The organism is Bounagaea algeriensis, assembly GCF_054491375.1.
On the sequence record NZ_CM137102.1, the window covers coordinates 343367 to 369636 of the forward strand.

Below are 26270 nucleotides of genomic sequence, written 5' to 3' on the forward strand. Positions count from 1 at the left end.
CGGACATGTCGTTCGGGCCGTGCAGAACACGCGGAGCGAACTCCCGTACCGCATGACACCCGTTCGGACCAGGGTCGGTGTCCTCCTTCCGAGGGAGGAAACACGGATCTGGATCGATCAACTGCGGTTGAATGCCCACGTCAGGGCTAGTGAGGTATCACACGGTGAGGTACGGCACCGGTTGTCGGCTTAGACTGCGTGATCACGACGTCGCCACGGTCGGCCGGCGGTCGCACCGGGCGAGGCCGTTTCGCACGTGCCGGCGAGCACCGCGCACGTGCGAACCCGGTACCGAACAGAGCACGAACCAGGAGGACGGATGTTCCTGCTGATGTCGGCCGAGCCGCGGTCCGGCCCCGGGGCGCCAGCCCCCGGCCCGGACCTCGATGGTTGGGCTCAGGGCACTGCATCATCGAGTTCGCACCCCCGGATGGACCTCGCCCAGCACGCACCGATCGCCCTGGGCGGCGCCGACTACACGATCGTCGGGGTCGTCATGCTCATCGCCCTGGGCGCCCTCGCCCTCGGATACCTGCTCATCCGGGAAGTCCTCGCCGCAGGCCAGGGAACTCCGCGGATGCAGGAGATCGCCACGGCCGTCCAGGAAGGCGCCTCGGCATACCTCAACCGCCAGTTCCGCACCCTGGCGGTCTTCGCCGTCATCGTGTTCCTCGTGCTGTTCGCGCTGCCAGCCGAGAGCGCGGGTGAACGCATCGGCCGGTCCCTGTTCTTCCTCGCCGGTGCGGCCTTCTCCGCGCTCATCGGCTACCTCGGCATGTGGCTGTCCACCCGGGCGAACCTGCGCGTGGCCGCGGCAGCCCGCGAGTCCGCAGGTGCGCGGGAGCGCGCCATGCGGATCGCCTTCCGCACCGGCGGCGTCGTCGGCATGACCACCGTCGGGCTCGGACTGTTCGGCGCGGCGCTGGTGGTGCTGGTCTACGCCGGTGATGCGCCGCGCGTGCTGGAAGGGTTCGGCTTCGGCGCCGCCCTGCTGGCCATGTTCATGCGTGTCGGTGGCGGGATCTTCACCAAAGCCGCCGACGTCGGTGCCGACCTCGTCGGCAAGGTGGAGCACAACATCCCCGAGGACGACCCGCGCAACGCGGCCACGATCGCCGACAACGTGGGCGACAACGTCGGTGACTGCGCCGGCATGGCCGCCGACCTGTTCGAGTCCTACGCGGTGACGCTGGTGGCCGCGCTGATCCTCGGCACCGCGGCCTTCGGGACGCACGGGCTGCTGTTCCCGCTGATCGTGCCGGCGATCGGCGTCGTCACCGCCGTGCTCGGCGTGTACATCACCCGGGCGCGCCGGGGTGAGGGAGCGCTGACCGCGATCAACCGCTCCTTCTACATCTCCGCCGGGATCGCGGCGGTGGCCTCGGCCGCGGCGGCGCTGATCTACCTGCCGCACTCCTTCTCCGGAATGACCGGCGTGCCCCCGGAGATCACCGCCACCGCCGGCAACCCCGCGGTGGTGGCGCTGTCCGCGGTGGTCATCGGCATCGTGCTCGCCGTCGTCATCCTCAAGCTCACCGGCTACTTCACCGCCACCGAGACGCGGCCGGTGCGGGACGTCGGTCGGGCTTCCCGGACGGGACCGGCGACCGTCATCCTCTCCGGCATCTCCGTCGGCTTCGAGTCGGCCGTGTACACCGCGCTGGTGATCGCCGCGGCCGTGTTCGCGGCGTTCCTGCTGTCCGGGTCGTTGGCGGTGGCGCTGTTCGCCGTGGCGCTCGCCGGCACCGGCCTGCTCACCACGGTGGGCGTCATCGTCGCCATGGACACCTTCGGCCCGGTCGCCGACAACGCCCAGGGCATCGCCGAGATGTCCGGCGAGCTCGAGGGCGAGGGGGAGCAGGTGCTGACCGAGCTCGACGCCGTCGGCAACACGACCAAGGCGATCACCAAGGGCATCGCCATCGCCACGGCCGTGCTCGCCGCGACCGCGCTGTTCGGCTCCTACACCGACGCGATCGGGCAGGCGCTGGCCGGCATCGGCGGTGCGCTCAGCCCCGGCGAGTACCTCGTGTACGCGCCGAACGTGCTCGTCGGCGTGGCGATCGGTGCCGGTGTGGTGTTCCTGTTCTCCGGCCTGGCGATCAACGCCGTGTCCCGCGCCGCCGGGGCGGTCGTCTACGAGGTGCGGCGGCAGTTCCGCGCCAAACCCGGGATCATGGACGGCACCGAACGCCCCGAATACGGCCGGGTGGTGGACATCTGCACCCGTGATTCGCTGCGCGAACTCGCCACTCCGGGGCTGCTGGCCGTGCTCGCCCCGGTGGCAGTGGGCTTCGGCCTCGGCGTCGGACCGCTGGCCGGCTACCTCGCCGGCGCGATCGCTACCGGCACGCTCATGGCGATCTTCCTGGCGAACTCGGGCGGCGCCTGGGACAACTCGAAGAAGCTCGTCGAGGACGGCCACCACGGTGGAAAGGGCTCCGAGGCCCACGCCGCGACCGTCATCGGCGACACCGTCGGCGACCCGTTCAAGGACACCGCCGGCCCGTCGATCAACCCGCTGCTGAAGGTGATGAACCTCGTGTCGGTGCTCGTGGCGCCCGCCGTGGTGGCCGTCACCCTCGGGGAGGCCGCCTCGGTCCCGCTGCGGGTGGGCATCGCCGTCGTCGCCGTGCTCGTCATCGTCACCGCCATCGTCGTGTCGAAGCGCCGCAGCACCGCGATCGACGAGGAGTCGCCCGACCGGCTGCCCGACGGAGCGGCGTAGCTCCTGTTCAGGGCCCGGGTAGCTGTTCAGGGCCCCGGGTAGTTGTTCAGGGCCCGGTAGCGCGATGTGCTGCGGGATCTCGGGGCAGCTGGGAGAGGCACGCAGGACGACTCCCGCAGCGGCCCGGCCGGGTGGACGTTTCTCGAGAAAAGTCCCGGACTTTTCTCGAGAAACGTACAAACCCCTGCCGAACCGCTCCGTCAGCTGCCCCGCTCGACGGCGGGGCCCGCGGCCGTGCCGGACGGGCGCTGCACGGGGGACGCGTTTTGACGCACATCACGCTGGGTCGCGCACCGGAATCCGAGCGTGTCCCGTTACGTTCGTACGGGGCGCGACGCAGGTCGTGTTATATGCAACCCTGTGCGTTCCCGGCAGAGTGGGGCACACCTGGCGAGGGCACACTGAGAACTGCCGAGGCCGTTCGTGCAACCGCGGCGCTCGCGGTTCGGGTGTGAGCTCGAGCGAGCGGAAGGAACGTGCGGTGCTCGACGGTGCACCGGCGCACCGCACCCCGCAGCCCCGGGAGCGGTGCACTCCGACGGGCGATGGTGCCGCTGAGTACAGGGAGGATCGAACGCCTCCGCGAGAAGAGAGCAGGTTAGCGTGGCTGGGTCGACACGGACGAAGAAGAACGGGGGGACTCCGAGGACCTCCGCATCCCAGAACGGGGCGGGCGGTCACCGGCTGGTGATCGTGGAGTCCCCGGCGAAGGCGCGCAAGATCGCGTCCTACCTCGGGTCGGACTTCGTCGTGGAGTCCTCGCGCGGGCACATCCGGGACCTGCCGCGCGGTGCCTCCGACGTCCCCGCCCGGTACAAGGGCCAGTCCTGGGCCCGGTTGGGCGTGGACGTGCACAACGACTTCGAACCGCTCTACCTGGTCACACCCGACAAGAAGAGCACGGTCTCGGAGCTGTCCGAGGCGCTGGAAGGCGCCGACGAGCTCTACCTCGCCACGGACGGCGACCGCGAGGGAGAGGCGATCGCCTGGCACCTGCTGGAGACGCTGCAGCCGAACGTGCCGGTGCACCGGATGGTGTTCCACGAGATCACCGAGTCCGCCATCCAGGCCGCCGCGGCCAACCCGCGCGAACTGGACCAGAACCTGGTCGACGCCCAGGAGACCCGCCGCATCCTCGACCGGCTGTACGGCTACGAAGTCAGCCCGGTGCTGTGGAAGAAGGTCATGCCGAAGCTCTCGGCGGGCCGGGTGCAGTCCGTGGCCACGCGCATCGTGGTGCAGCGCGAGCGGGAGCGGATCAGCTTCGTCTCCGCCGACTACTGGGACATCGCCGCCACGTTGGACGCGGGGGAGCAGGCCGACCCGCGGCGCTTCAGCGCCCGCCTCGTCTCCGTGGACGGCCGCAAGCTCGCCGCGGGCCGCGACTTCGGCCCGGACGGGCAGCGCAAGACCGACGACGCGCTCGTGCTCACCGAAGCGGAGGCCGAACGCCTCGCCGGGGGGCTCGCCGAAGCCGATCTGCACGTCTCGCGGGTCGAGGAGAAGCCCTACACCCGCAAGCCGTACGCACCGTTCATGACCTCCACGCTGCAGCAGGAGGCGAGCCGGAAGCTGCGGTTCTCCGCGGACCGGACGATGCGCACCGCGCAACGGCTGTACGAGAACGGCTACATCACCTACATGCGGACCGACTCGACCACGCTGTCCGAGACGGCGCTCGCGGCGGCCCGCAACCAGGCGCGCGACCTGTACGGCGACAACTTCCTGTCGGCGCAGCCGCGGCAGTACAACCGCAAGGTGAAGAACGCGCAGGAGGCGCACGAGGCGATCCGCCCGGCGGGCGAGACCTTCCGCACACCGGGGGAGGTCGCCCGGGAACTGGACACCGACGAGTACAAGCTCTACGAGCTGGTGTGGCAGCGCACGATCGCCTCGCAGATGGCCGACGCGAAGGGCACCACGCTGTCGGTGCGGATCACCGGCACCGCCTCCAGCGGGGAGGAGTGCACCTTCGCCTCCTCGGGTCGCACGATCACCTTCCCCGGCTTCCTCAAGGCCTACGTCGAGTCGGTGGACTCGGAGGCCGGCGGGGTCGCCGACGACCAGGAGTCCCGCCTGCCCGCGCTGGTGCAGGACCAGGCCATCACGGCCGCGGAGATGAACCCGGACGGGCACTCGACCAGCCCGCCCGCCCGGTACACCGAGGCGAGCCTGGTCAAGGCGATGGAAGAGCTGGGGATCGGTCGCCCGTCGACGTACGCGTCGATCATCAGCACGGTCCAGGAACGCGGCTACGTGTGGCGCAAGGGCTCGGCGCTGGTGCCGTCGTGGATCGCCTTCGCCGTGGTCGGCCTGCTGGAGAAGCACTTCGGCCGGCTGGTCGACTACCACTTCACCGCCGCGCTGGAGGACGAGCTCGACCGCATCGCCGAGGGCACGCAGGAACGCAGCCGCTGGCTCAACGGGTTCTACTTCGGTGGCGACGTGGGTCCCGAGGGGTCCATCGGCCGCGAGGGCGGGCTGCAGAAGCTCGTCGGCTCCGGTGTGGAGGAGATCGACGCCCGCGAGGTCAACTCGCTGCCCATGTTCACCGACGAGGAGGACCGCACGGTCTACGTCCGGGTGGGGCGCTACGGGCCGTACCTGGAACGGCAGCTGGAGGACGGTTCGGCGCAGCGGGCGAACCTGCCGGACGACCTGCCGCCGGACGAGCTGACCAGCCAGGTGGCGGAGAAGCTGTTCGCCACGCCGATGGAGGGCCGCAGTCTCGGCACCGACCCGGAAACCGGGCACGAGGTGGTGGCGAAGGAAGGCCGTTTCGGCCCGTACGTCACGGAGATCCTGCCGGAGGGGGACAAGAGCAAGCCCCGCACGGGCAGCTTGCTCAAGTCGATGTCGCTGGACACCGTGACGCTCGAGGACGCGCTGCGGTTGCTGTCGCTGCCGCGCGTGGTGGGCACCGACCCGGATTCCGGGGAGGAGATCACCGCGCAGAACGGCCGCTACGGCCCGTACCTCAAGCGCGGCTCGGATTCGCGGTCGCTGGAGTCCGAGGAGCAGATCTTCACGATCACCCTGGACGAGGCCAAGCAGCTGTACCAGCAGCCCAAGCAGCGCGGACGGCGCGCCGCGGCGGCTCCGCTGCGGGAGATGGGCGAGGAGCCGGACACGTCCAAGCAGCTCGTCGTCAAGGACGGCCGGTTCGGCCCGTACGTCACCGACGGGGAGACGAACGCGTCGTTGCGCAAGGGCGATGACGTGGAGTCGCTGACGCTCGAGCGCGCGGTGGAGCTGATCCAGGAGCGGCGGGCCAAGGCGCCGGCGAAGAAGTCCACCGGCAAGAAGGGCGCCTCGGCGAAGAGCACCTCGGCGAAGAGCACCTCGGCGAAGAGTACCTCGGCGAAGAGCACCTCGGCGAAGAGCGGGGGCAGCTCCGCGAAGAGCGGGACCAGCTCCGCGAAGTCGTCGAGCGGCAAGAGCGCCGGCAGCAAGAACTCGGCGGGGAGTTCGAGCTCGGCGGGTTCTTCGCGGAGTTCCGCGAAGACCTCGGCGTCGTCGAAGAGCTCGGCCTCGTCGAAGAGCTCCCGCAGCGGTGGCTCGGCGGGCAGTTCCACCTCCGCGCGGACCGGCTCCGCGAAGTCGGCCTGACGAATCCGACGTCCGGGTAGCGCGGTCCGGTGGCCGGCAGCGGATGGAGAGTGAACCGATGGCGACCGATTCGGACGTGGCCGGCGGCGTGTGGGCCGAGGTCGTCGGCCAACCGGACGCGGTGGGGACGTTGACCTCCGCCGTCCGCGCGGCGCGCCGCGCCGCGGCGGGTGAACCGGACATCGGCGGTGCGATGACGCACGCGTGGCTGTTCACCGGACCGCCCGGATCCGGTCGCTCGGTGGTGGCGCGCGCGTTCGCCGCCGCGTTGCAGTGCACGGATCCGGAACGGCCGGGTTGCGGGGAGTGCTCCGCCTGCCGCACGACCGAGGGCGGCACGCACGCGGACGTGCGCGTGGTCGTGCCCGAGGGTCTGTCCATTTCGGTCTCGGAGATGCGCTCGCTCGTGCAGGCCTCGGCGCGCCGACCGTCCACCGGCCAGTGGCGCGTGGTGCTCATCGAAGATGCCGACCGGCTCACCGAAGGAGCGGCGAACGCGCTGCTCAAGGTGGTGGAGGAACCGCCGGCGCGAACGGTGTTCCTGCTGTGCGCCCCGTCCGACCACCCCGAGGACGTTTCGGTGACGATCCGCTCCCGCTGCCGCGTGGTGCACCTGCGGACCCCGTTGCCCGGGGCGATCGCCGAGGTGCTGCACGAGCGCGACGGTGTGGACTCCGAGCGCGCGCGGTGGGCGGCGTCGGTGTGCGGCGGGCACATCGGGCGGGCCCGGCGGCTCGCCACGGACGCGCAAGCGCGGGAACGTCGCGAGCAGGTGTTGCGGATTCCGGCGCGGCTGGGCCGTTTTTCCGAGGTGTTCGCCGCGTCCGGTGAGCTGGTGGGTTCGGCCGAGGCCGAGGCGCAGGCGGCGAACGCCGAGCGCGACGAGGAGGAGAAGGAGCAGCTGCGCACCGCGATGGGGGCGGGCGGCACCGGCAAGGGCACGGCGCAGGCGACGAAGGGCGCGAACGCGGCGCTGAAGGAGCTGGAGAAGAAGCAGAAGTCGCGGGCGACGCGGTCGCAGCGGGACGCGTTGGACCTCGCGCTCGTGGATCTGGCGGGTTTCTTCCGCGATGTGCTCGTGCTGCGGTCCGGTGCTGACGTGCCGCTGAACCATCCGGATTTCCGCGCGGACGCGGAACGCGCGGCGCACGAGTGGACGTCGGAGTCGGCGCTGCGGCGGTTGGAGGCGGTGCTGGAGTGCCGCAGTGCGCTGGGGCGCAACGTCAAACCCGCCGTCGCCGTCGAGGCCATGGTGGCCGCCCTGCACCGCGGCTGAGTCCGTTCACCGTGTGGTTGCGCTCGCCCCGCTGCCCGCCGCTCGATGCGCCGCGGATTCGCCGCAGGTGATGCACCGATCTCCGAACGAATCGGTGAGCGGTGCGCATTTCCCCCGTCCGCGTGGGGATGGTTCACAATTTTCATGAAAATTGTGAACCATCCCCACGCGGTTGTGGGACAAGTTGTCACCACGCCATCGAGGGTCACTCGCGGCGGGGCCGCAGGGCGAGGGCGAGACCGATGCTCAGCACGAGCAGGACGGCGCCGGTCCAGAACAGCGGCGTGGGGGCGAAGCCGCTGTCGCCGGCGTGGGAAGTCGTCGTGTCGCGTTGCTCGCGACCGTCCTCGGTCGCACTCCCCGGTCGCAGCTCGCCGCCCGCTTCGCCGTCCCGTTGCGCACCGTTCGGGTGCACCTCCTCGGCCGCGTCGGCCGGGTCGACACCGCCGGATGCGGCAGCTGTGCCGGTTTCCCCTACGTCCCCGGCTTCCTGCGCGGCTTCCTGCGTGGCACGGGACTTCTGTGCGACGCCGGGTTCCGGTACCGCACCGGGCGGGGTGCTGTTGCCGTCCCCGGCGGGGCTGTTCGCAGCGCCGCGTTGCTCCGCACCGCCGGCCCCGCCATCCGCGTCCGCGGTGGGCGCGGGGGTGGGCGCATTGCCACCGGACGGCGAGCCAGCAGTGTCTTCGCAGCGCACACCGCCTTGCGGTGCTTTCGCGCGGACGGTTTGCTCACCGATGGTGACCTGCGCGAGCGCGGCGCGATCCGTGGGCAGGTGCGGCAGCACGCGCAGGTCGAGCAGTTTCGCCGCGGCCGCCGTCTGCCCGTCGCCCAGCACGCCCTTGCGCAGCTCGCCGATGCTCAACCGCAGTATCCCCAGGTCGAGCGGGGGCAGGTCGCGTTCGCTGCGCGGCACGGGCCCGATCGGCAGCTGAACGCTCGGGTTCGCCGCGTCGAGCGTGGCGATTTCCTCGCCGCCGCGGCTGATCCGCAGCACCGGCGCCTCGTAGTCCACTGTGGACTTGCGCGGATCGCCGGGAGCGGTGACGGACAGTTCCGGCTGGTGCACGACGTCCACGCCGATCTCCCGGGCGGTGCCGGCGAACAACTGGAAACTGCCCAGGCCGATCCGCGAGGTGGACCGAACGGCCTTGCCCGCCACCTCGGGATCGTCCACGAGGCGCACCGTGGAGTGGCTGTGCGCGGTGTCGGGGATGCGCACCAGCGGCCCGGAGGGTTCGTCCAACAGCCCACCGAGGTTCTTCAGCTGCGGATCGGCGTCCTGCGGGGCGGGCAGCTCGTTCACCGCGGCCGCCTGGGCGAGGGACAACCGCGCGTCGGCGATCGGGTCGACGCACGGCCCGCGCTGCTCGCTCCAACGCGCGTGCGCCCTGCCGGACAGCCCTGTGGCGTCGACCCCGCCGCGGGCCTGTTCCGGCATCCGCAGCCCGGTGACCGCCGGTTGCGCGTTGTCGGGGACCGCCGCTTGGAAGGCCGTACCGGGAAGATGCGGGGACCTGCCGAACAGGCCGGCCGCCAGCGGTTCCGCCCTGGCCTTGGCGCGTTCCTGCGCGAGGAAGGCCTCCGAGTTGGCCACGGCGTTGGTGACGCCCAATCCGACTTCGGCCACGGACTGCTTCGGCAGCGTCTCCTCGAAGTCCGGGTCGCCCAGTATCGTGTCCGGGGTGATCGTGCGCGGCAGGATCCGCACCCCGCCGAGCATCGCGCCCGCCTCGCCGAGCACCGGTGGCTGCGGTCGCGGCTCGGAAGCGGGCGGCTGGTCGGGATCTGCCGGGTCGGGCACGGGAGTCGTCGGTGGGGCGGATTGGGCCGCGGCGGCAGGGGCACCGAGCATGGCGCACACCACCGAGAGGGTGGTGACCACGGCGAGGTGGCGTGCGGTGGTGCGACGGTTCCGCGTCGACCGGGGTGCGCGCATCCGGCTTCCCTCCATGGCGGACTGCGTGGTGACGGGAGTCACGCTGATCCCCCAACGAGCCGGGGGAGCGCGGGTGATGCGAGGGGGTGGTGCGCGGTCCTGCGAGGCGGCCGGGTAAACTGGTGCGCGCAACGCCGCCGTAGCTCAGACGGTCAGAGCGACGCACTCGTAATGCGTAGGTCAGGGGTTCGAATCCCCTCGGCGGCTCCGGTGCTGAACAGGCCCTTCCCGAATCGCGGGAAGGGCCTGTTGGTTTTCGGTCTCCGCGTGCCGGAAGGTCATCTCAGCTGCACGGCTTGCGCCGATGCGGTGCTTCGTCCGAGTCCCCCGGGACGCCTTCTACTCGCTTCGGCGGTGTGCAGCGTCGTGCCCGTGGAATCCGGGTGGGTGCTTCGCAGCTGTGAGTGCTGGGGTCACTTGAGGGGGCCTCGGTTGCTGGCGACGACGCCGCCGTAGCTCTGGGGTGCGTAGGTGTAGATGGCGTCGGCCATGTGCGGAAGTTGTTCGCTGACTCCGGTCATGGGCAACCGGTAGGAACCCGGCTGTTCTTCCATGGCCCAGTACCGCTTCATCTCAGGATGGGCTCGCGTTAAGTACTCTGGGTCCTGCGCCTGGAACTCCACGGAGATGTTCGTGCGATCGGCGCGGAAGTAGATGGGGTGTTCGACGTTGCTGACGCGCAGGGGTGTGCTCACGCGGATGCGGACGCTGGAGAGTTCGTTCCAGCCGAGTGCGAAACCACCGCTGCGCACCGGGGGATAGAAACGGACACCGGAACGATCGAAGTTGAGGATCCGTTCTGCGGTCATCTTCTTCCAGAAGATCAATGTGAGGTATCCGGGGGCCGCGAAGAACAGCCCGATGAGTAGCGCGACGATTGAACCTGCGCCTTGCATGAATGTCGGGGGAGAGCCTTGACCGTCGCCCGTCACCAGCCCGTAGATCCCGGTGCAGATGAGGGTGGTTCCCAAGACCGTCCCGATCACGAGCCCGGCCTTCGCTGCTGTTGGCGGTTTTCCACCGAACTTGAGGCGACTTCGTCCTGGCGTGCGGCGAGTGAGGGTGTGTTCTGCTGTTGGGGGCCCGTCACAGTGTTCCGCTCCAACCGGTGGTAGGTGGTTCCCTCTTCTCTCCGTCGTGCTGTCCTGACTGGTCGGGTGGGTCGTTGTTCAGTTCCGTCGCCTTCTTCGTGCCTTCCCGCCCGACCTCTGCCGCGTCGTTGCCAAGGTTTACGTGAGCAGCGACGACAAATTCATACCGTCCCGGCGCATGGAGAGGTATATTCAGCTGAAGATGAGGCTGCGGACTTTTTCGTATCCGGTGTACAACGATGGCGCGTACTGGCGGAGGAAAATATCCGCCTGTTGGGCGCGTTCGCCGCCTTGTCCGAGGTGGACTCGGTAAACACCGTCCTCGGATAGTTTCTGGAAGCGCTTCAACTCTGGATGAGCGCTTTGGAAGTGTGCGGGGAAGGCAGGGTGGAACTCGATCGAGGACATGGTGCGGTCGGCGCGGAAGAGGACCGGCCGTTCAAGATTGTCCACTCGTGGGGAGCCCTGAACTTTGAGGCTGATCTCGGATAGTTCGTTCCAGGGGAGCGAGAACCGCCTTTGCTCTGCAACCCAGTATTGGAAGGTGGTCCGGTCGAACACCACGTGCATGTGCCGAGTGGCCTTCTTCCAGAAGATCAAGGGAAGGTATGCTGGCAAACCGAAGAGGAGCCCCATGAGGAATATGATGAACGACGTGATGGCTTGCCGTGCCGTCGGCGGAAATCCGGACCCGTCTCCGGCGACGAACATGTAGGTGGCGGTTATGCAGAGGGCGGGTCCGAGGATCACCCCTAGTGCGATGCCCACATAGATCGTCGCCTTCGGTTTTCCGCCGAAAGTGAAAGTTGTTGTTGTGCCATGTTGGGAAACGAATCCAGGGTGTGCGGATGCGTGAGGATGATTGTCGGTCATAGCAGTGTTCCACTCCACCCTGTGCGCTGCTGTTCCTGTAGCTGGGTCTCTCTGCGTGCGCCGTCGTGTTGGCCGGATTGGTCAGGCGGATCGTTGTTCAGCTCGGTCGCCTTCTTGGTGCCTTCCCACGCGGTCTTGGCTGCATCGGATCCAGGCTTGAACTCCCATGCTGCCGGTGACAAGAGACCGTCGGTGTGGTGACGATTCGGCCCGGAGGTGTCGTTGATCGCGTTCGCGCTCTTGCGCATGCTGGTGGCGAGTTGGCCGATGCCCCGCCCGAACTCCTCGAGCGCGTTCCAGGCCTTCTTGAAAACGGAGACGATCTTCGAGACCCACTCGCTGATCTTGCCTGCCCACTTGACGGCGATCCGCACGACATCGGCGATCGCTGCAGGGGCCGCGGCTGCAGCCGTGACCACGAGCCCGATCCCCCACTTTGCGATGGCCGCGAGGATCTCGCCAACGGCCTGCGCGATCAGGTCCCGCACGACGCTGCGGACCACTGAGATGACCGTGCCGACGGTCTTCACGCCGGTGGCCATCGCGGAGCAGGCCGCGCTCACGGCTTCGTGCAGCTGCCCCTGCTGTTCGGCCGTGGCCTGGTAGGCCTTGCCGGCCGGACCTCTCCAGTCGCTGGTGGCCCGTTTGGCGGCGCCCCGGAAATGTTGGGAACCCTCGTCGATCTCCTGGCCGATGTTCTTCCACGTCTGGCTCATCGCGTTGATCGCGTGCTCGTCACCGGCGAGCCAGTCCAGCGGTTCCCGGAGGAAGGAGACGTGTTCCATGAGCCAACCCACGCCGGCGGATGCGAGGGTAGCGAGGGGATCGACTGCTGTTCCAACCACGTCGATCGCGGTGCCCGCCGAGTTCGCCAAGCCCTCCGCCCAGTCACCGCGGCCGAAGGCGTCGACTGCCTTGTAGCCGGAGTCGACGGGGCCGGAAGCGTTCGTCGGTGCTTCGCCGCCGACGACCAGTCCGTCGCCCTTGCTCAGGGGCTGTTCGATCAGTTCGTTCTCGCTCATGTCACACCTGGCGGACCTGGTTCAGCACGTCGACGGCCTCGCCGTCGGAGTTCTCGTAGTCGTCGGCGGTGGCGCGGACGTCCTCGGCGAGGGATTTCGTGGACTCCGCGAGCTGCTGGACCATGCCCGTCACCTGTGCCTCCTGCGCGATGACCGCCGTGGCGAGGAACTGGCCGATCTGGCCGAAGGCGTCGGTGTTGAGCGTGGTCTGCCCGGCGGCTTCGGCGGCCTTGCCGAACGTGTCACCCACGTCCTCGACGGCCCGCGCGTGCTGCCGGAGTTGCTCCGGGGAGGCCTGGAACCCGTTGTCGCTCACCGTTCACCCCCGCAGCCAGGAGCCGTCGCCGAAGTCCTCGTCCGGGTCCTCCGGGCCGGGCCGGGCGCCCCGCCGGCCGCCCTGGTCGCTGCTGGAGGGGGCGCTGTTGACGCTGTTCAGCATGAAGTCGAACGCCGCGCTGTCGCCGATCTCCGGTTGGACGGCCTCGCGGAGCTGTTCGCTCGCCCGCGCCTGCGCGCGGTTGACGCAGTCGAGGACCTCCTGCGCCAGCCCCTTCGGGTTCCGGTTCTTGATGCCGGTGCCGAAGGAGAGGTCGACGAGGTTGCCCGAGCTGTTGACGGTGACCGACACCTCCCGGTCGCCGCTGCGCTCGGTGATCTGCACGCCCTCGATCGCCTCGTTGATGCGCTGGCTCTTCGCTTCCGCCTCGCGCAGTTTGTTCTGGTAGTTCGCCAACAACTGGTCGGGATCGGTCGGTTCGGACATCGTGCCTCCGCGCCGCTGTGTCGCTGCCCCGGGGACTCTAGGGGATCTCGGGCTCACGTGGACGGGGTTCGGGCGAATCACGGGCCGAGCATGATCCAGGTCACGTGTTCGACCCGAACTGCGGGCCTGCCCGTCGCCGCAGTCGCTGTTCGGCGTTCGCTTTTCGCGTCAGTGCCGGGGCAGCGCACGCTGGGTCATCACACGATGGGGCAGTGACGCGCCGTAGGGCGAAATGTCCGCCCTCGGGTCCACGTTCGCGTTCCGGCGGCTGATGCGGTAACGCTATGCGCGCGCTTCGTGTCCGCTTCCGGGGTCGGGTGTCCCTGTGGGCGAGCGGGTGCGACCGCGCGGGCGATGCGGCGCGCCGTGCTCCGCGCGCTCGGCGCTCGATCGAAATGCGCTCCGCTGCGGGCGTTCCTAGGGTCCACTGTGGCCGCACGAGCGGCCGCGGCAACGTCCCTCCAACGTCGCGGGCCGAAGGCCCGTCCGACGCCCGAGGAGTGAACTCCACGATGGCGGAAAAACGGAAGAGAGCACTCGGCGTGCTGGTCGCCTCGGCGGTGATCGTGCTGCTGTGCGGCATCGGTGTTGCGCTCGCGTGGCCACTGGTCGCCTTGCGGTTCGCCGCCCCGGAGTTACCTCCGTCCACTTCGGATTTCAACGCGGGAGCTCACGTGCTCTCCGCCACCGGTGGTCCCGGTGCGCCCGATCCCGCGATCCTGCCCGCGGAATATTCCACTCACTCCCCGTGAGCGATCACTCGCTGAGCGGATGTACCCAGTTGCGAGCCGACTCCGGCGTGCTGTCACAGTGGCATTCCCCGAATCGAGCGGAGTGTGACCGTGCCCGACCGAACGCTGGCGGAGTCGCGGTCTCGTCTGCCATGTCCGTTTCATCCGCTGCACGCGGACCAACCCCCTGTGTGCCCACCCGGGCATCACCCTCATGGCCGATTGTCGCCGTGCTCGGGGACCATTTCGATCGCAGTGATGCCGGAAGGATCGAACTCCATGGAGCGAGTGGACGCGGGAATCGTCGGCGGTGGCTTAATCACGGAGGACGTCACGACACAGGACTGGGAACGTCGGATCGCTGAGCGCTCCGAGCGCTTGTACCGCGCACGCCTGCTGCGCCGGTTCCTCCTGCTCTGGCTGTACCCCGGCAACGCGTTGCTGGTGCTGTTCACGCTGCTCGCAACGGTGCTGACCTGGCCGTCTCCGGTCCTGCCGCTCGCGGGTTTCGCGGTGCTGGCCGCCTCGGGCGCGATCGGCGGGCGGCTGACCTACCTGCAGCACCTGCGGGTGCGCTCGGTCCGGGCGGAGTTGCGCACGCTGGAGACCGCGTACCGCGAGCAGCGCCTGGCCGAGGTGGACTCCGATGACCTGCTCGGCACGCAGAAGCGCTATCGCGCGGAACTGCCCGAGATCATCAGCCGGTACCGCGCCGCGGCCCGGGAGGACAGGCGCAAGGACGCCGTGCTGCAGAGCGTGGTGATCGGTGGTTCGATCATCGCGGCCACGACGAGCGGACTGGCCATGTCGCTGACGGGGGCGCACTGGGGAGCGGTGGTGCTGAGCCTGCTGGTCGCCGTGGCGGCGGCCTTCGCGGGGTACGGCCAGTTCCGCGAGCGCGCTGCCACGTGGCAGCGCACGGCGGATGCGCTCGAGCGGGAGTACGAGGCCGTGGAACTGCGGGTCGGGCGCTACCGGCGGTTCGGCGACGAGCGCGACGCCTACGCCGAGTTCGCCGACGCGGTGCTCGCGCTGCGCGGCCCGTCGCTGCGTTCCCCGGGCGACGACATCGACCTCACTCAGTGAATCCGCGAATTCTGAAACTCGCCTCGTGTCACCGAGAAGTGCCATGCAAGCATGGCACAACTCGTGACATTGCGTGTGAATTCGCCGGGCACGTGATCGCTGAATGGTGTCCGAGCTGGCTTCCGTAATCTCCGGCGCCGCGCACACCGAATCCGCCTGCAGGAAGGAGCTAGGCGATGAAACGCACGCTGAGCGCGGCAACGTCGGTAGTGGTCGGCGGTGCGGGCGCGGTCGCTTTCCCCGCCGCGGCCTTCGCCGCACCGGCCGACCAGTCCGCCGAGGAGGTCGCGGCCCAGAACGCCACCGAAGCGGCGATGCACACGGCAGGCGCCGCGCACACCGCGACGCAGACCGTCGGAGACGTCGTCTCCGCTCCGGAGGAGCTGGCCGGGGGCGCCAAGGCGCAGGACCCGCTGGCGCCCGTGACCGACCTCGCCGAGCAGGTCCTCGGCCTGCTCACCGGTCTCGCGCCGCAACAGCAGCAGAAGTCCGCCGACGCGCTTCCCGACGAGGTGTCCGGAACGCTGGACTCGGTCACTTCGCAGGTGCCCGCGGTGGACCAGGTGGCCGGTCAGGTGACCGGTGAATCCGCTCCCCGCAGCGGGCTCAACAACCCCCTCGGCGAGGTGAACGGCCTGCTCGGTGAGGGGCACAGCCCGGTCACCAGCCTCACCGAGACGCTCGGTGGCGGCGACGGCCGCAGCCTCGACAACCCCGAGCTGCCCACCGACCGCATCACCGGCGACCTGCCGGTCGAGGACCTCGCCCCGGTCGGGCCGACCCTGCCCACCGAGCAGGGCGAGCGCTCCGCTCCGCAGGCGGTTCCCGGTGCCGAGAACGTGCAGCAGGCCGCCGGCACCGCCCAGCAGAGCGCCGAGAGCGCGCCCGAGCTCGCGAAGGCCCCGGGGACCGACGGCGCGCAGCAACCGCAGGTCGGCCCGCTCAACGACCTGACCAGCGAGGAGGGTCCGGTCGGTGCGGTGACCGGCGACCTGCCGGTGGAGGAACCGACGCCGGAGAACGTCAGCGAGGTCCCGCAGCGGCTCACCGGTGAACTGCCCGTGGACCTCCCCGGGGGCGAGGAGGCCCCGAAGGCCAGCGCAGCCCCGGAGGCCGGCGCAACCTCGGAGAACGAGGGCCCGCTGCACACCGACGCGGTCGGCGTGGTCGGCGACGTCGTGCAGAACGGCCCGCTGAACAACCTCCCGGTGGGCTGAGCACCGAGCGCACCCGTACCCGCACGCCGAACGCGGTGGCCGCTTTCCGAAGCGGCCACCGCGTTCGCGTTTCGGCCCCGTGCTCGCTGCACCGCCGGCAGAGCGGGACTCCCCGTGGTGCGCCGCGGGTGTCAGTGCGCGCCCTGCTCCTTGGCGCGCTTGTAGGAGGCGTTGATCTCCTCCTCGGCCTCGGTGCGGCCGGCCCAGGTGGCGCCTTCCACGCTCTTGCCCGGCTCGAGGTCCTTGTACACCTCGAAGAAGTGCTGGATCTCGAGCTTGTCGAACTCGGGCACGTGGTGGATGTCCCGCAGGTGCTCCTGGCGCGGGTCGTCGGAGGGCACCGCGATGATCTTGTCGTCGCCGCCCTTCTCGTCGCGCATGCGGAACATGCCGATGGGGCGGGCGGTGACCAGGCAGCCCGGGAACGTGGGTTCCTGGATGAGCACCAGGGCGTCCAGCGGGTCGCCGTCCTCGCCCAGCGTGTGCTCGATGAACCCGTAGTCCGCCGGGTACTGGGTGGCCGTGAACAGGGTCCGGTCCAGGCGGATGCGCCCGGACTCGTGGTCCACCTCGTACTTGTTCCGATACCCCTTGGGTATCTCGATCACGACGTCGAAGTCCACGCGTTCCTCACTAGTCCTCGGTGTGCAATGCGGGCGCGGTCTTCCCGCGCGCGGCCACGTCTAGTGTGGACCACGGTGGTGCCGTGGACGCCACCGCAGTGTGACAGCTCGCAATCCGGCAGGGTGGCGACCGGGCAAGGAGGAGCACGTGGCCGAACCCCAGGTCCCCGGCGGTGACGGGTCGGACGGCGGCGTTGCGGACACGGGGGAACCAGCCCGTGGCGAAGCGTCTGAGCAGGCGGGCGAGGCCTCGGACGTTTCCGGGGGGCCGCGGTCCGGCCGGGGCGGTGCGAACTCCGAGGGGGCGGACGAGGCCGGTGCGGGTTCGGCCGGCTCCGCGGAGGGCGCCGCTTCGGCCGGTTCGAGTAGCGCAGCGGCAACCGGTGACGACGAGTCCGTGGTGTGGCCCACGGAGGAGGAGGAGGCCGTCCACGCGGTCGAGCCCGGACCGGACGCGAATGACCAGGCGGCTGGGACCGACTGCCTCGCCGCCGCGGGTGAAACGGACGCGGGTGCAGCGGACGCGGGTGCGGCGGACACGGGTGCAGCCGACGAAGATGAGACGAACGCCACGCCCCCCTCCGAGCAGACCCAGCGCATCCCCGCCGTGCCCCCGGAGGCGGCCTCGTCCGGGGTGTTCCCGTCCGGGACAGCTTCGTCCGGGGCGGCCGCCGCCGATCCGGCTGCGACCGACCCGGCTGCGACCGACCCGTCCGGGTTCGGGAGCCGATCGGCCGGCAGCGAGTCGGACGCCGAGCGCACGGCGAACATCCCGATCGTGCCCGGCGGGCAGCAGGACTCCGCGACGACCCGGCCGCATGCCGTCCAGCCTCCCGCACCGCAGCAGCAGGCTCCCCAGCAGCAGGCCCCTCAGCAGCCGTTCCAGCAGCAGGCCCACCAGCCGCAGCAGCCCGCGGGCGATGCGCAGCCGACGCAGTACATCCCGCGCGTCGAACCCGACGCCGAGCCCCCGGCCACGGCACGTCCGGAGGACTTCGGCTTCGGCGCGCCCGCGTCCTCGGCCAGCTCCACCGCCCAGAACAACCCCGCCGCCCAGGACGGGCCCACCGCTCAGAACAACCCCGCAGCGCAGCACGCGCAGGGCGGCCCCACCGCGCAGGACGGGCCCGCCGCCCAGAACAGCCCCGCCGCCCAGAACAACCCCGCAGCGCAGCACGCGCAGGGCGGCCCCACCGCGCAGGGCAGTCAAGCCGAACCCGCTGCCCGCCCTCCGGCCGGAGCGGTCGCTGACCCCGGGGGCGAAGCGGCGGAGCCAGCAACAGCGGAGCCAGCAACAGCGGGGTCAGCCGCGCCGGCCTCGGCCCCCGACGAGCCCGCCGCGAACAAGAGCCGTCGTCCCGCGCTGCTGGTCGGCGCGGCGGGGCTCGTGGCCGTGCTCGTGCTGAGCGCGGCCTTCCTGCCCGGGCTGTTCGGCTCCGGCCCGGCGGCACCGCCCCGGCCGCCCGTGCAACTGAACCCGGTGGTCAATCCGGTCGACGGTGCCGAGGCGCCCAAGCCGACCCGGCAGGGCATCGAGTCGCAGCTGGCCGAGCAGCTGCGCAACCCCGCACTCGGGAACTTCTCCGGCACCGTGGTCGACGCGCGCTCGGGCGAGACGTTGTGGGCTCAGGAACCGGGCCGCGGCATGGTGCCCGGCTCCACCACCAAGGTGCTCACCGCCTCGGCGGCGCTGCTCACGCTCGATCCGGACCAGCGCTTCAGCACGAAGGTCGTGCAGGGCAGCGAGCCGGGCAGCGTGGTGCTCGTCGGCGGCGGCGACCCGACGCTGAGCAAATTGCCCGCGGGTCGCGAGTCGGTCTACGGCGATGTCGCCCACCTCGACGACCTGACCGAGCAGGTCGAGCAGGCGACCGGTGGCGATGTCGAGTCGGTCCGGTTCGACACCTCGCGGTACGCGGACGATCCGATGGGGCCCGCCTGGGACCCGGCCGACGTCGCCGGCGGCTACGTCGCGCCGATCCAACCGATGATGCTCGACGGTGCTCGCGCCGATCCGACCGCGGACACCAGCGAGCGCGCCCAGCGACCGGGCCGGCAGGTGGCGCAGGGCCTGGCGTCTCGCCTGGGGCTGCACGAGCAGCAGGTCAGCGCGGGGCAGGCGCCGGAGAACGCCCGCGTGCTGGGTGAGGTGCGCTCGCCCACGGTGCGCGAACTGGTGGAGAACATGCTCCAGCACTCGGACAACGTCCTGGCCGAGGTCATGGCCCGGGAGGTCGCGATCGCCACGGGGCACCAGCCCTCCTTCGAAGGGGCGACGCAGGCGGTGCGCTCGGTGCTCACCCGGCACGGCGTCGACCTCGGCGGCACCGCGCTGGCCGATGGCAGCGGCATGTCCACGCAGAGCCGCATCACCCCGCGGGCGCTGGGCGAGGTCCTGCACCTGCTCGCCCGGCCGGGGCAGAACGGATCGGTGCCCGCCGACGCGGCGAAGCTGCGCCAGTTGCTGCCGGGGCTGCCCGTGGCCGGCGGCAGCGGCAGCCTCGACGAGCGGTACCAGGGCAGCGAGGGCCGTGGATGGGTGCGGGCGAAGACCGGGACCCTCGACGGTGTGAACAGCCTGGCGGGCACGGTGCTCACCGAGGACGGGCGGGTGCTCGTGTTCGCCCTCATGTCGAACGGCCCCAGCTCGGCCGAGGCGCGTCCCGCGCTGGACGCGGTGGCGGCCGGCCTCCGCGACTGCGGTTGCCGTTGAAGCTGCGGTTGCCGTTGAACGCGTGCAACACCCGAACGTTGAGGTGCCCGCAGGGGCGGACGACGGAGTACGGTCGACCGTGTGCAGGCTCATCCGGTAGACACGCGCCCCGGCCCCGTCACCATGGACTGGAACACGGCGGTGGTCACCGGCACCCGACTGCTGCGCTCGGGGCCGGAGGTACCGCGGGACGAGGCCGAGCGCGCCGTGCGCGACCTGCGGCGGTTCAGCACCGAGGCGGAAGCGCACGTCCGCGAGATCACCGGGCTCGGGCACGAGCTGCCGGTGCTGGAAGGCGCTGTGCTGGACCGGCCGGACTGGGTGCGTGCCGCCGCGCAGGGGCTGAACGAGTTGACCGGGACCGCGTCGGCGATCGCGGAGACCCGCGGTGCTTCGCAGGACCGCCTGCTGTCCGGCTGGAGCGCGCGCAGCGCCGGAGTGCAGACCGGGGTGGTGCTGGCCTACCTCGGCGGCAAGGTGCTGGGGCAGTTCGACCCGTTCGGGAAGTCCGGTGTGCCCGGGCAGCACGGGCGGTTGATGCTGGTGGCGCCGAACGTCGTCGCAGCCGAGCGCGCGCTGGCGGTGCCGGTCGAGGAGTTCCGCATGTGGGTGTGCCTGCACGAGTCGACGCACCGGTTGCAGTTCAACGCGGTGCCGTGGCTGCGCGAGCACTTCGCGACGAGCCTCGGCGAGTTGCTCTCCGAGATGACCGATTCGGCCCCCGAAGTGCTCGGTCGCCTGCCCACGGCGGTGCGCGAGTTGCGTTCCGGCCGGTACGCCGCGGGGAGCAGTCCCGGCATGCTGGGCGTGCTGGAAGTGCTGCAGACCCCGCAGCAGCGGGCCGTGCTGGACCGCATCATCGCCCTGTCCACGTTGCTGGAGGGCCACGCCGACCACGTCATGGACGCGGTGGGGCCGCGCGTGATCCCGAGCGTGGCCACGATCCGCGAACGGTTCACGCGGCGGCGCGAAGGCGGTGGGGTGTTGGACCGCGTGCTGCGCAGCCTGCTGGGGATGGACGCCAAGGTGCAGCAGTACGCGCGGGGCGCCGAGTTCACCCGCAGCGTGGTGGGCCGCGTGGGCATGGAGGGCTTCAACGCGGTGTGGCAGCGGCCGGAGAACCTGCCCACGCGGGCCGAGATCGCCGCCCCCGAGCAGTGGATCGCCCGCGTGCACGGGTAGCAGTGGCCCGGTGGGCAGGTGGACGTTTCTCGAGAAAAGTCCGCGACATTTCTCGAGAAAAGTGCGCGACGTTTCTCGAGAAATGTACGCACCCCCTGGTCAGCGCCGGGGCGGTTGGGCGCTGGCGCGTCGGTGCGGGCAGGCGAGGATCGGACCGCCCTGTCAACTGCACCCCCGTCCAACTGCACCCCTTCAACTGCACCTCGCGATCGCGGCAGAATGGCCGCGTGCCTGCTCCAGCCGCGTCCGTCAGCGCGATCCGCACGGCCGTGCGCAGCCTGCTCGGCCGTTCCCGCGTTCCGGCGCAGTACCGCGCCGCCCCGCTGGCCGTGGCCTGCTCCGGCGGGGCGGACTCGCTGGCACTGGCGGCGGCGGCGGTGCACGAGGCGCGCGGCCGCGAGGTGCACGGCTTGGTCGTGGACCACGGCTTGCAGCCGGATTCGGCCGCGGTGGCCGAGCGCGCCGCGGAGCAGCTGCGCGCGTCGGGGTGCACCGCGGTGCGGGTGCTGCCGGTGCAGGTGACCGGCTCCGGCGGGATGGAAGCGGCGGCGCGGCGCGCCCGCTACGCCGCGTTGCGGCGGGCCCGCCCGGAGGGTTCGCTGGTGCTGCTGGGGCACACGCTGGACGACCAGGCCGAATCGGTGCTGCTGGGGCTGGGGCGCGGTTCCGGGGCGCGGTCGCTGGCGGGCATGCGTGCGTGGAGCCCGCCGTGGGTGCGGCCGCTGCTGGGGGTGCGGCGGGAGACGACGGCGGCGGCGTGCGCGGCGCTGGGGCTTGCGCCGTGGCAGGACCCGCACAACGCCGACGCCCGTTTCGCCCGGGTGCGATTGCGCACAGAGGCGCTGCCGCTGTTGGACGGGATCCTCCGCGGCGGAGTGCGCGCGGCGCTGGGACGCACCGCGGAGCAGTTGCGCGAGGACGCCGACGCACTGGACTCCTGGGCGGCCGATACGCTCGCACGCGTCATGACGGTGGGCGGTCTCGACGCCTCCGCTCTGGCGCGCTGTCCGGCGGCGTTGCGGCGCAGGGTGCTGCGGGACTGGCTCCGCGGGCACGGTGCGGGCGCGTTGACGGACGCGCACCTGCGCGCGGCGGACAGGTTGGTGGGCGACTGGCGAGGCCAGGGGGGTCACACCCTCCCCGGTGGCTTGGTCGTCCGCAGGGAGCATGGCACGCTTCTCGTGGAAGGAGCGGACCGCAAGCCGCCGAACGGGTGATCAGCGCGGTCGTGCAGTCGCGGCTGCGCGGTCGGTGCCTGGTGCAGTCGGGTGCCGAGCGGTGCGCTGGTGATCGGCGGTGTGCGGGCGGCCGTTGTCTCCGCGCTCGGGCACCGACGGAGCCCGCACCGGAGTGCGCCACCGCCGCGTTTCGCGGGGACCTCGCGAGTTCCCCGCGGTGTTCGGCGGATGCGGGTTGCGGAGAGCGAATCAAGACAAGAGGGGAACCCGGGCCGTGTACGACGGCGATATTGCGTCCGAGCTCATCAGCGAGCAGCAGATCCGCGAGAAGGTGTCCGAGCTGGCCGGGCGGGTGGCCGCGGACTACCAGCAGGCCCAGGGGGATCTGGTGCTGGTCGGTGTGCTCAAGGGCGCGGTCCTGTTCATGACGGACTTCGCGCGGGCGTTCCCGCGACCGGCGCAGCTGGAGTTCATGGCGGTCAGCTCGTACGGGTCGTCGACCTCCTCGTCCGGGGTGGTGCGCATCCTCAAGGATCTCGACCGGGACGTCGCGGGCCAGCACGTGCTGGTCCTGGAGGACATCATCGACTCGGGGCTGACGCTGTCCTGGTTGCTGAAGAACCTCCAGGCCCGCAACCCGGCCTCGCTGGGGGTGTGCACACTGCTGCGCAAACCGGACGCGGTGCAGCTCGACGTCCCCGTCGAGTACGTGGGCTTCGACATCCCGAACGAGTTCGTGGTCGGCTACGGTCTCGACTTCGCGGAGCGCTACCGCGACTTGCCGTACATCGGAACGTTGGACCCGAAGGTGTATACGTCGGGTGTGTGAGGCGGTCGCGGCTGACCGCGGAGCGTGCTCGCGCGGATGCCGCACGCGAGCACGCGGGGGCTGACCGCAGGATCGGCGTGCCACCGGGAGTAAGCTGTCCGTCCCGCGTCGTGCTCGGCGTGGTGGCGTGCTCACGTCTGCCGGTACGCTGGTTGGAAGGGTCGAACGGCTACCCGAATGCCCGTGTCAGCCGAGCGTGCCGTTGCCCAAGTGACAGTCAGGGAGGGTCGAGGCCGCTCGCCGGCCGCAAGTGAATGGACCGAAAGCGCCTGCTTCGCAACCCGCTGCTATGGATACTCGTCGTGGTGCTGCTGGTCAGCGGGGTCAGCATGCTCATGGACGAGACCCGCGCCTACGAGGACGTCTCCACTTCGGACGCCCTGAGCCAGATCCGCCAGGGGAACGTGGCCGAAGCCACGGTCGAGGACAAGGAACAGCGGGTGCGCCTGACCCTCGAGGAGGGGCAGGAATTCAACGGCAACAACATGCTCATCGCCGAGTACCCGGCCGGTGAGACGAACCAGTTGGTCGACGCCATCCAGAACGGCGACCTGAACAACTGGAACACCAAGGTCACCCAGGACTCCATCTGGTCGACCCTGCTCATCTACCTGCTGCCGCTGGGTCTGGTGCTGCTGCTGCTGTGGCTCATGATGAGCAACATGCAGGGCGGTGGTAACCGCATCCTGAACTTCAGCAAGTCCAAGGCGAAGCAGTTCACCAAGGACATGCCGCAGACGCTGTTCCCCGACGTCGCGGGTGCGGACGAGGCCGTCGAGGAGCTGCACGAGGTCAAGGACTTCCTGCAGCAGCCCGGCCGGTACCAGCAGCTGGGCGCGAAGATCCCCAAGGGCGTGCTGCTCTACGGCGCACCGGGCACGGGCAAGACCCTCCTGGCCCGGGCCGTGGCGGGCGAGGCCGGCGTGCCGTTCTACTCGATCTCCGGTTCGGACTTCGTCGAGATGTTCGTCGGTGTCGGCGCCTCCCGCGTGCGGGACCTGTTCGAGCAGGCCAAGCAGAACGCCCCCTGCATCGTCTTCGTCGACGAGATCGACGCGGTCGGCCGCCAGCGCGGCGCGGGCATGGGCGGTGGCCACGACGAGCGCGAGCAGACGCTGAACCAGCTGCTGGTGGAGATGGACGGCTTCGACTCGCGCGGCGGCATCATCCTCATCGCCGCGACGAACCGGCCGGACATCCTCGACCCGGCGCTGCTGCGCCCGGGCCGGTTCGACCGCCAGATCCCGATCCCGGCTCCGGACCTGCGGGGTCGCCGCGCGATCCTCGGCGTGCACGCCAAGGGCAAGCCGATCGCCCCGGACGTGGACATGGAGGGCCTGGCCAAGCGCACGGTCGGCTTCTCCGGTGCCGATCTGGAGAACGTGGTCAACGAGGCCGCGCTGCTCACCGCGCGCGAGGGCCAGCAGCAGATCACCGGTCCCGCGCTGGAGGAGGCGGTCGACCGCGTGATCGGCGGGCCGCGGCGCAAGACCAAGGTCATCTCCGACCAGGACAAGAAGATCACCGCGTACCACGAGGGCGGGCACGCGCTGGCCGCGTGGGCCATGCCCGACCTGGATCCGGTGTACAAGCTGACGATCCTGCCGCGCGGGCGCACCGGCGGGCACGCCCTGACCGTGCCCGAGGACGACAAGGACATGCTCACCCGCTCGGAGATGATCGCCCGGCTGGTGTTCGCGCTGGGTGGCCGCGCCGCGGAGGAACTCGTCTTCCACGAGCCCACGACGGGCGCGTCCAGCGACATCGAGCAGGCCACGAAGATCGCGCGGGCGATGGTCACCGAGTACGGCATGACGGCGCGGCTCGGCGCGGTGAAGTACGGCAAGGAGGAAGGCGACCCGTTCGTCGGCCGCTCCGCGGGGCAGCAGCCGAACTACTCGCTCGAGGTGGCCCACGAGATCGACGAGGAGGTGCGCAAGCTCATCGAGGCCGCGCACACCGAGGCGTGGGAGATCCTGAACACCTACCGGGACGTGCTGGACAACCTCGTGCTGGAGGTCGTGGACAAGGAGACCCTGGTCCGACGCGACCTGGAGCGCATCTTCGCCGACGTCGAGAAGCGCACGCGGATCACGGCCTTCAACGACTTCGGCGGCCGCACCCCCTCGGAGAAGCCGCCGGTGACGATCCCGAGCGAACGGGCCAAGCAGCGCGGTGCGGACGAGCAGCCGGCGCAGGAGCAGCCGCAGGGCGCTTCGCCGGAGCAGGTGTGGCAGCCGACGAACGGTTCCGGTCCGCAGCAGGAGCAGCCGACCGGCGCCGGTGCGGCGCAGGGAACGGTGCAGTTCCCCGCACCCGACCAGCAGTCCGGCCAGTCCGGCGGATACGGCCAGTCCGGACAGTCCGGCGCGCCGGAAGGACCGGCTTCGGCGGTTCCGCCGAACTACGGTGCGCCACCGGGGTGGACGCCGGCGACCTCGCCGGGGGCGCACCACCCGTCGAACAGCCAGCACCAGCAGTACAACTGGCTGCCTTCGTGGGAACGCGGCCAGCAGGGCCAGGTGCCGACCGACCGCGGCTCCGGGACGGGCCCGGACGGCTCGCAGGGGCAGGACTCCCCGAACGGGTCCGGTTCGGACGGTGCCTCCGGCAACGAGGGCGGCCAGGAGAACGGGGACGGTTCGACGAACCGGTGACCCGCGGCCAAGCCCGCACCCGGTTGATCGGCCGGGCCCATCGACCGGGCCCATCGACCGGGTGCGGTCCACGGTGGAGGAATAGAGCAAGTGTCCACGATCGACGGCCCGCTGGACTCGGATGATCCGGACCTCGTCGACGGCGAGGTGGATCGGGAAGGGTCCGCGGAGGGGGCCGCCGCTCGCCGGTTCGACCACGCGCGGGCGCAGGCGGCGATCCGCGAACTGCTGCTCGCCGCGGGCGAGGACCCGGACCGCGAGGGGCTGCAGGAGACCCCGGCGCGGGTGGCGCGCGCCTACCAGGAGCTGTTCGCCGGGTTGTACACCGACCCGGACGAGGTGCTGGACAAGACCTTCAACGAGGCGCACGAGGAACTCGTGCTGGTGCGCGAGATCCCCGTGTACAGCTTCTGCGAGCACCACCTGCTGCCGTTCCACGGTTACGCGCACGTCGGATACATCCCGAACGAGCAGGGCCGCGTCACCGGACTGTCCAAACTGGCCCGACTGGTCGACCTGTACGGGCGGCGTCCCCAGGTGCAGGAGCGGTTGACCTCGCAGGTGGCCGATGCGCTGGTGCGCAGGCTGGAACCGCGCGGCGTGATCGTGGTGATCGAGGCCGAGCACCTGTGCATGGGCATGCGCGGGGTGCGCAAGGCCGGTTCCACGACGACGACCTCCGCGGTGCGCGGCATCTTCCGCAGCTCGACCTCCTCGCGGTCCGAAGCCCTGTCACTGATAAGGGGAAACTGA

The 26270-nt window shown here is 70.5% G+C and carries 19 protein-coding genes and 1 tRNA gene; 13 read left to right on the top strand and 7 right to left on the bottom strand.

Features of this window, described 5'->3' with window-relative positions:
* Window positions 1-430 precede the first annotated feature (430 nt).
* From ACVGV2_RS01560 to ACVGV2_RS01570, 3 genes are all read left to right on the top strand, one after another.
* On the top strand, window positions 431-2728 hold the full coding sequence (locus ACVGV2_RS01560; protein ID WP_459165828.1) for a sodium-translocating pyrophosphatase: 2298 nt from the start codon (window positions 431-433) through the stop codon (window positions 2726-2728).
* Window positions 2729-3331: 603 nt separating this feature from the next.
* A complete protein-coding gene (topA, locus tag ACVGV2_RS01565; RefSeq protein WP_459164262.1) occupies window positions 3332-6337 on the top strand; it encodes a type I DNA topoisomerase in 3006 nt (1001 codons plus the stop codon).
* Window positions 6338-6395: 58 nt separating this feature from the next.
* A complete protein-coding gene (locus ACVGV2_RS01570) occupies window positions 6396-7613 on the top strand; it encodes a DNA polymerase III subunit delta' (protein ID WP_459164263.1) in 1218 nt (405 codons plus the stop codon).
* A gap of 205 nt (window positions 7614-7818) precedes the next feature.
* Here ACVGV2_RS01570 and ACVGV2_RS01575 read toward each other — a convergent pair whose 3' ends face one another.
* Window positions 7819-9552 (bottom strand): hypothetical protein, encoded by a 1734-nt coding sequence (locus tag ACVGV2_RS01575; RefSeq protein ID WP_459164264.1) that lies wholly within the window; start codon window positions 9550-9552, stop codon window positions 7819-7821.
* 133 nt (window positions 9553-9685) lie between these two features.
* On the opposite strand from ACVGV2_RS01575, the gene ACVGV2_RS01580 reads away from it, so the two are divergent.
* A tRNA-Thr gene (locus tag ACVGV2_RS01580) sits at window positions 9686-9759 on the top strand.
* A gap of 206 nt (window positions 9760-9965) precedes the next feature.
* Here ACVGV2_RS01580 and ACVGV2_RS01585 read toward each other — a convergent pair.
* The 5 genes from ACVGV2_RS01585 to ACVGV2_RS01605 form a co-directional block, all read right to left on the bottom strand.
* Window positions 9966-10538: a hypothetical protein gene (locus ACVGV2_RS01585; RefSeq protein WP_459164265.1), complete on the bottom strand. Its 573-nt coding sequence runs from the start codon at window positions 10536-10538 to the stop codon at window positions 9966-9968.
* A gap of 297 nt (window positions 10539-10835) precedes the next feature.
* Window positions 10836-11516 (bottom strand): hypothetical protein, encoded by a 681-nt coding sequence (locus ACVGV2_RS01590; RefSeq protein ID WP_459164266.1) that lies wholly within the window; start codon window positions 11514-11516, stop codon window positions 10836-10838.
* Window positions 11513-12538, bottom strand: a complete 1026-nt coding sequence (locus tag ACVGV2_RS01595; RefSeq protein WP_459164267.1) for a WXG100-like domain-containing protein — start codon at window positions 12536-12538, stop codon at window positions 11513-11515. Before ACVGV2_RS01595 ends, ACVGV2_RS01590 begins: the two co-directional genes overlap by 4 nt.
* 1 nt (window position 12539) lies before the next feature.
* Window positions 12540-12854, bottom strand: coding sequence for a type VII secretion target (locus tag ACVGV2_RS01600; protein WP_459164268.1), 315 nt, complete (start codon window positions 12852-12854; stop codon window positions 12540-12542).
* A gap of 3 nt (window positions 12855-12857) precedes the next feature.
* Window positions 12858-13301, bottom strand: a complete 444-nt coding sequence (locus ACVGV2_RS01605) for a YbaB/EbfC family nucleoid-associated protein (protein ID WP_459164269.1) — start codon at window positions 13299-13301, stop codon at window positions 12858-12860.
* Between the two features lie 512 nt (window positions 13302-13813).
* Between ACVGV2_RS01605 and ACVGV2_RS01610 the strand changes: the two genes are divergently transcribed.
* The 3 genes from ACVGV2_RS01610 (at window position 13814) to ACVGV2_RS01620 (ending at window position 16335) form a co-directional block, all read left to right on the top strand.
* Complete coding sequence (locus tag ACVGV2_RS01610; RefSeq protein WP_459164270.1) at window positions 13814-14053, top strand: hypothetical protein; 240 nt, start codon at window positions 13814-13816, stop codon at window positions 14051-14053.
* A 258-nt stretch (window positions 14054-14311) separates the two neighbouring features.
* Window positions 14312-15118, top strand: a complete 807-nt coding sequence (locus ACVGV2_RS01615; protein WP_459164271.1) for an SLATT domain-containing protein — start codon at window positions 14312-14314, stop codon at window positions 15116-15118.
* Window positions 15119-15294: 176 nt separating this feature from the next.
* Complete coding sequence (locus ACVGV2_RS01620) at window positions 15295-16335, top strand: hypothetical protein (protein WP_459164272.1); 1041 nt, start codon at window positions 15295-15297, stop codon at window positions 16333-16335.
* A gap of 131 nt (window positions 16336-16466) precedes the next feature.
* Here the strand turns inward: ACVGV2_RS01620 and ACVGV2_RS01625 are convergent, their stop codons facing one another.
* Entirely contained in the window at window positions 16467-16958 is a 492-nt protein-coding gene (locus ACVGV2_RS01625; protein WP_459164273.1) for an inorganic diphosphatase, read from the bottom strand.
* Between the two features lie 148 nt (window positions 16959-17106).
* On the opposite strand from ACVGV2_RS01625, the gene dacB reads away from it, so the two are divergent.
* From dacB to folE, 6 genes are all read left to right on the top strand, one after another.
* Window positions 17107-19671: a D-alanyl-D-alanine carboxypeptidase/D-alanyl-D-alanine endopeptidase gene (gene dacB, locus ACVGV2_RS01630; RefSeq protein WP_459164274.1), complete on the top strand. Its 2565-nt coding sequence runs from the start codon at window positions 17107-17109 to the stop codon at window positions 19669-19671.
* Between the two features lie 123 nt (window positions 19672-19794).
* On the top strand, window positions 19795-20853 hold the full coding sequence (locus tag ACVGV2_RS01635; protein ID WP_459165829.1) for a zinc-dependent metalloprotease: 1059 nt from the start codon (window positions 19795-19797) through the stop codon (window positions 20851-20853).
* A gap of 227 nt (window positions 20854-21080) precedes the next feature.
* Window positions 21081-22070: a tRNA lysidine(34) synthetase TilS gene (gene tilS / locus ACVGV2_RS01640; RefSeq protein WP_459164275.1), complete on the top strand. Its 990-nt coding sequence runs from the start codon at window positions 21081-21083 to the stop codon at window positions 22068-22070.
* Window positions 22071-22305: 235 nt separating this feature from the next.
* Window positions 22306-22860, top strand: coding sequence for a hypoxanthine phosphoribosyltransferase (hpt, locus tag ACVGV2_RS01645; RefSeq protein WP_459164276.1), 555 nt, complete (start codon window positions 22306-22308; stop codon window positions 22858-22860).
* A 254-nt stretch (window positions 22861-23114) separates the two neighbouring features.
* Window positions 23115-25517, top strand: a complete 2403-nt coding sequence (gene ftsH / locus ACVGV2_RS01650; RefSeq protein ID WP_459164277.1) for an ATP-dependent zinc metalloprotease FtsH — start codon at window positions 23115-23117, stop codon at window positions 25515-25517.
* Between the two features lie 147 nt (window positions 25518-25664).
* Complete coding sequence (folE, locus tag ACVGV2_RS01655) at window positions 25665-26270, top strand: GTP cyclohydrolase I FolE (protein ID WP_459165830.1); 606 nt, start codon at window positions 25665-25667, stop codon at window positions 26268-26270.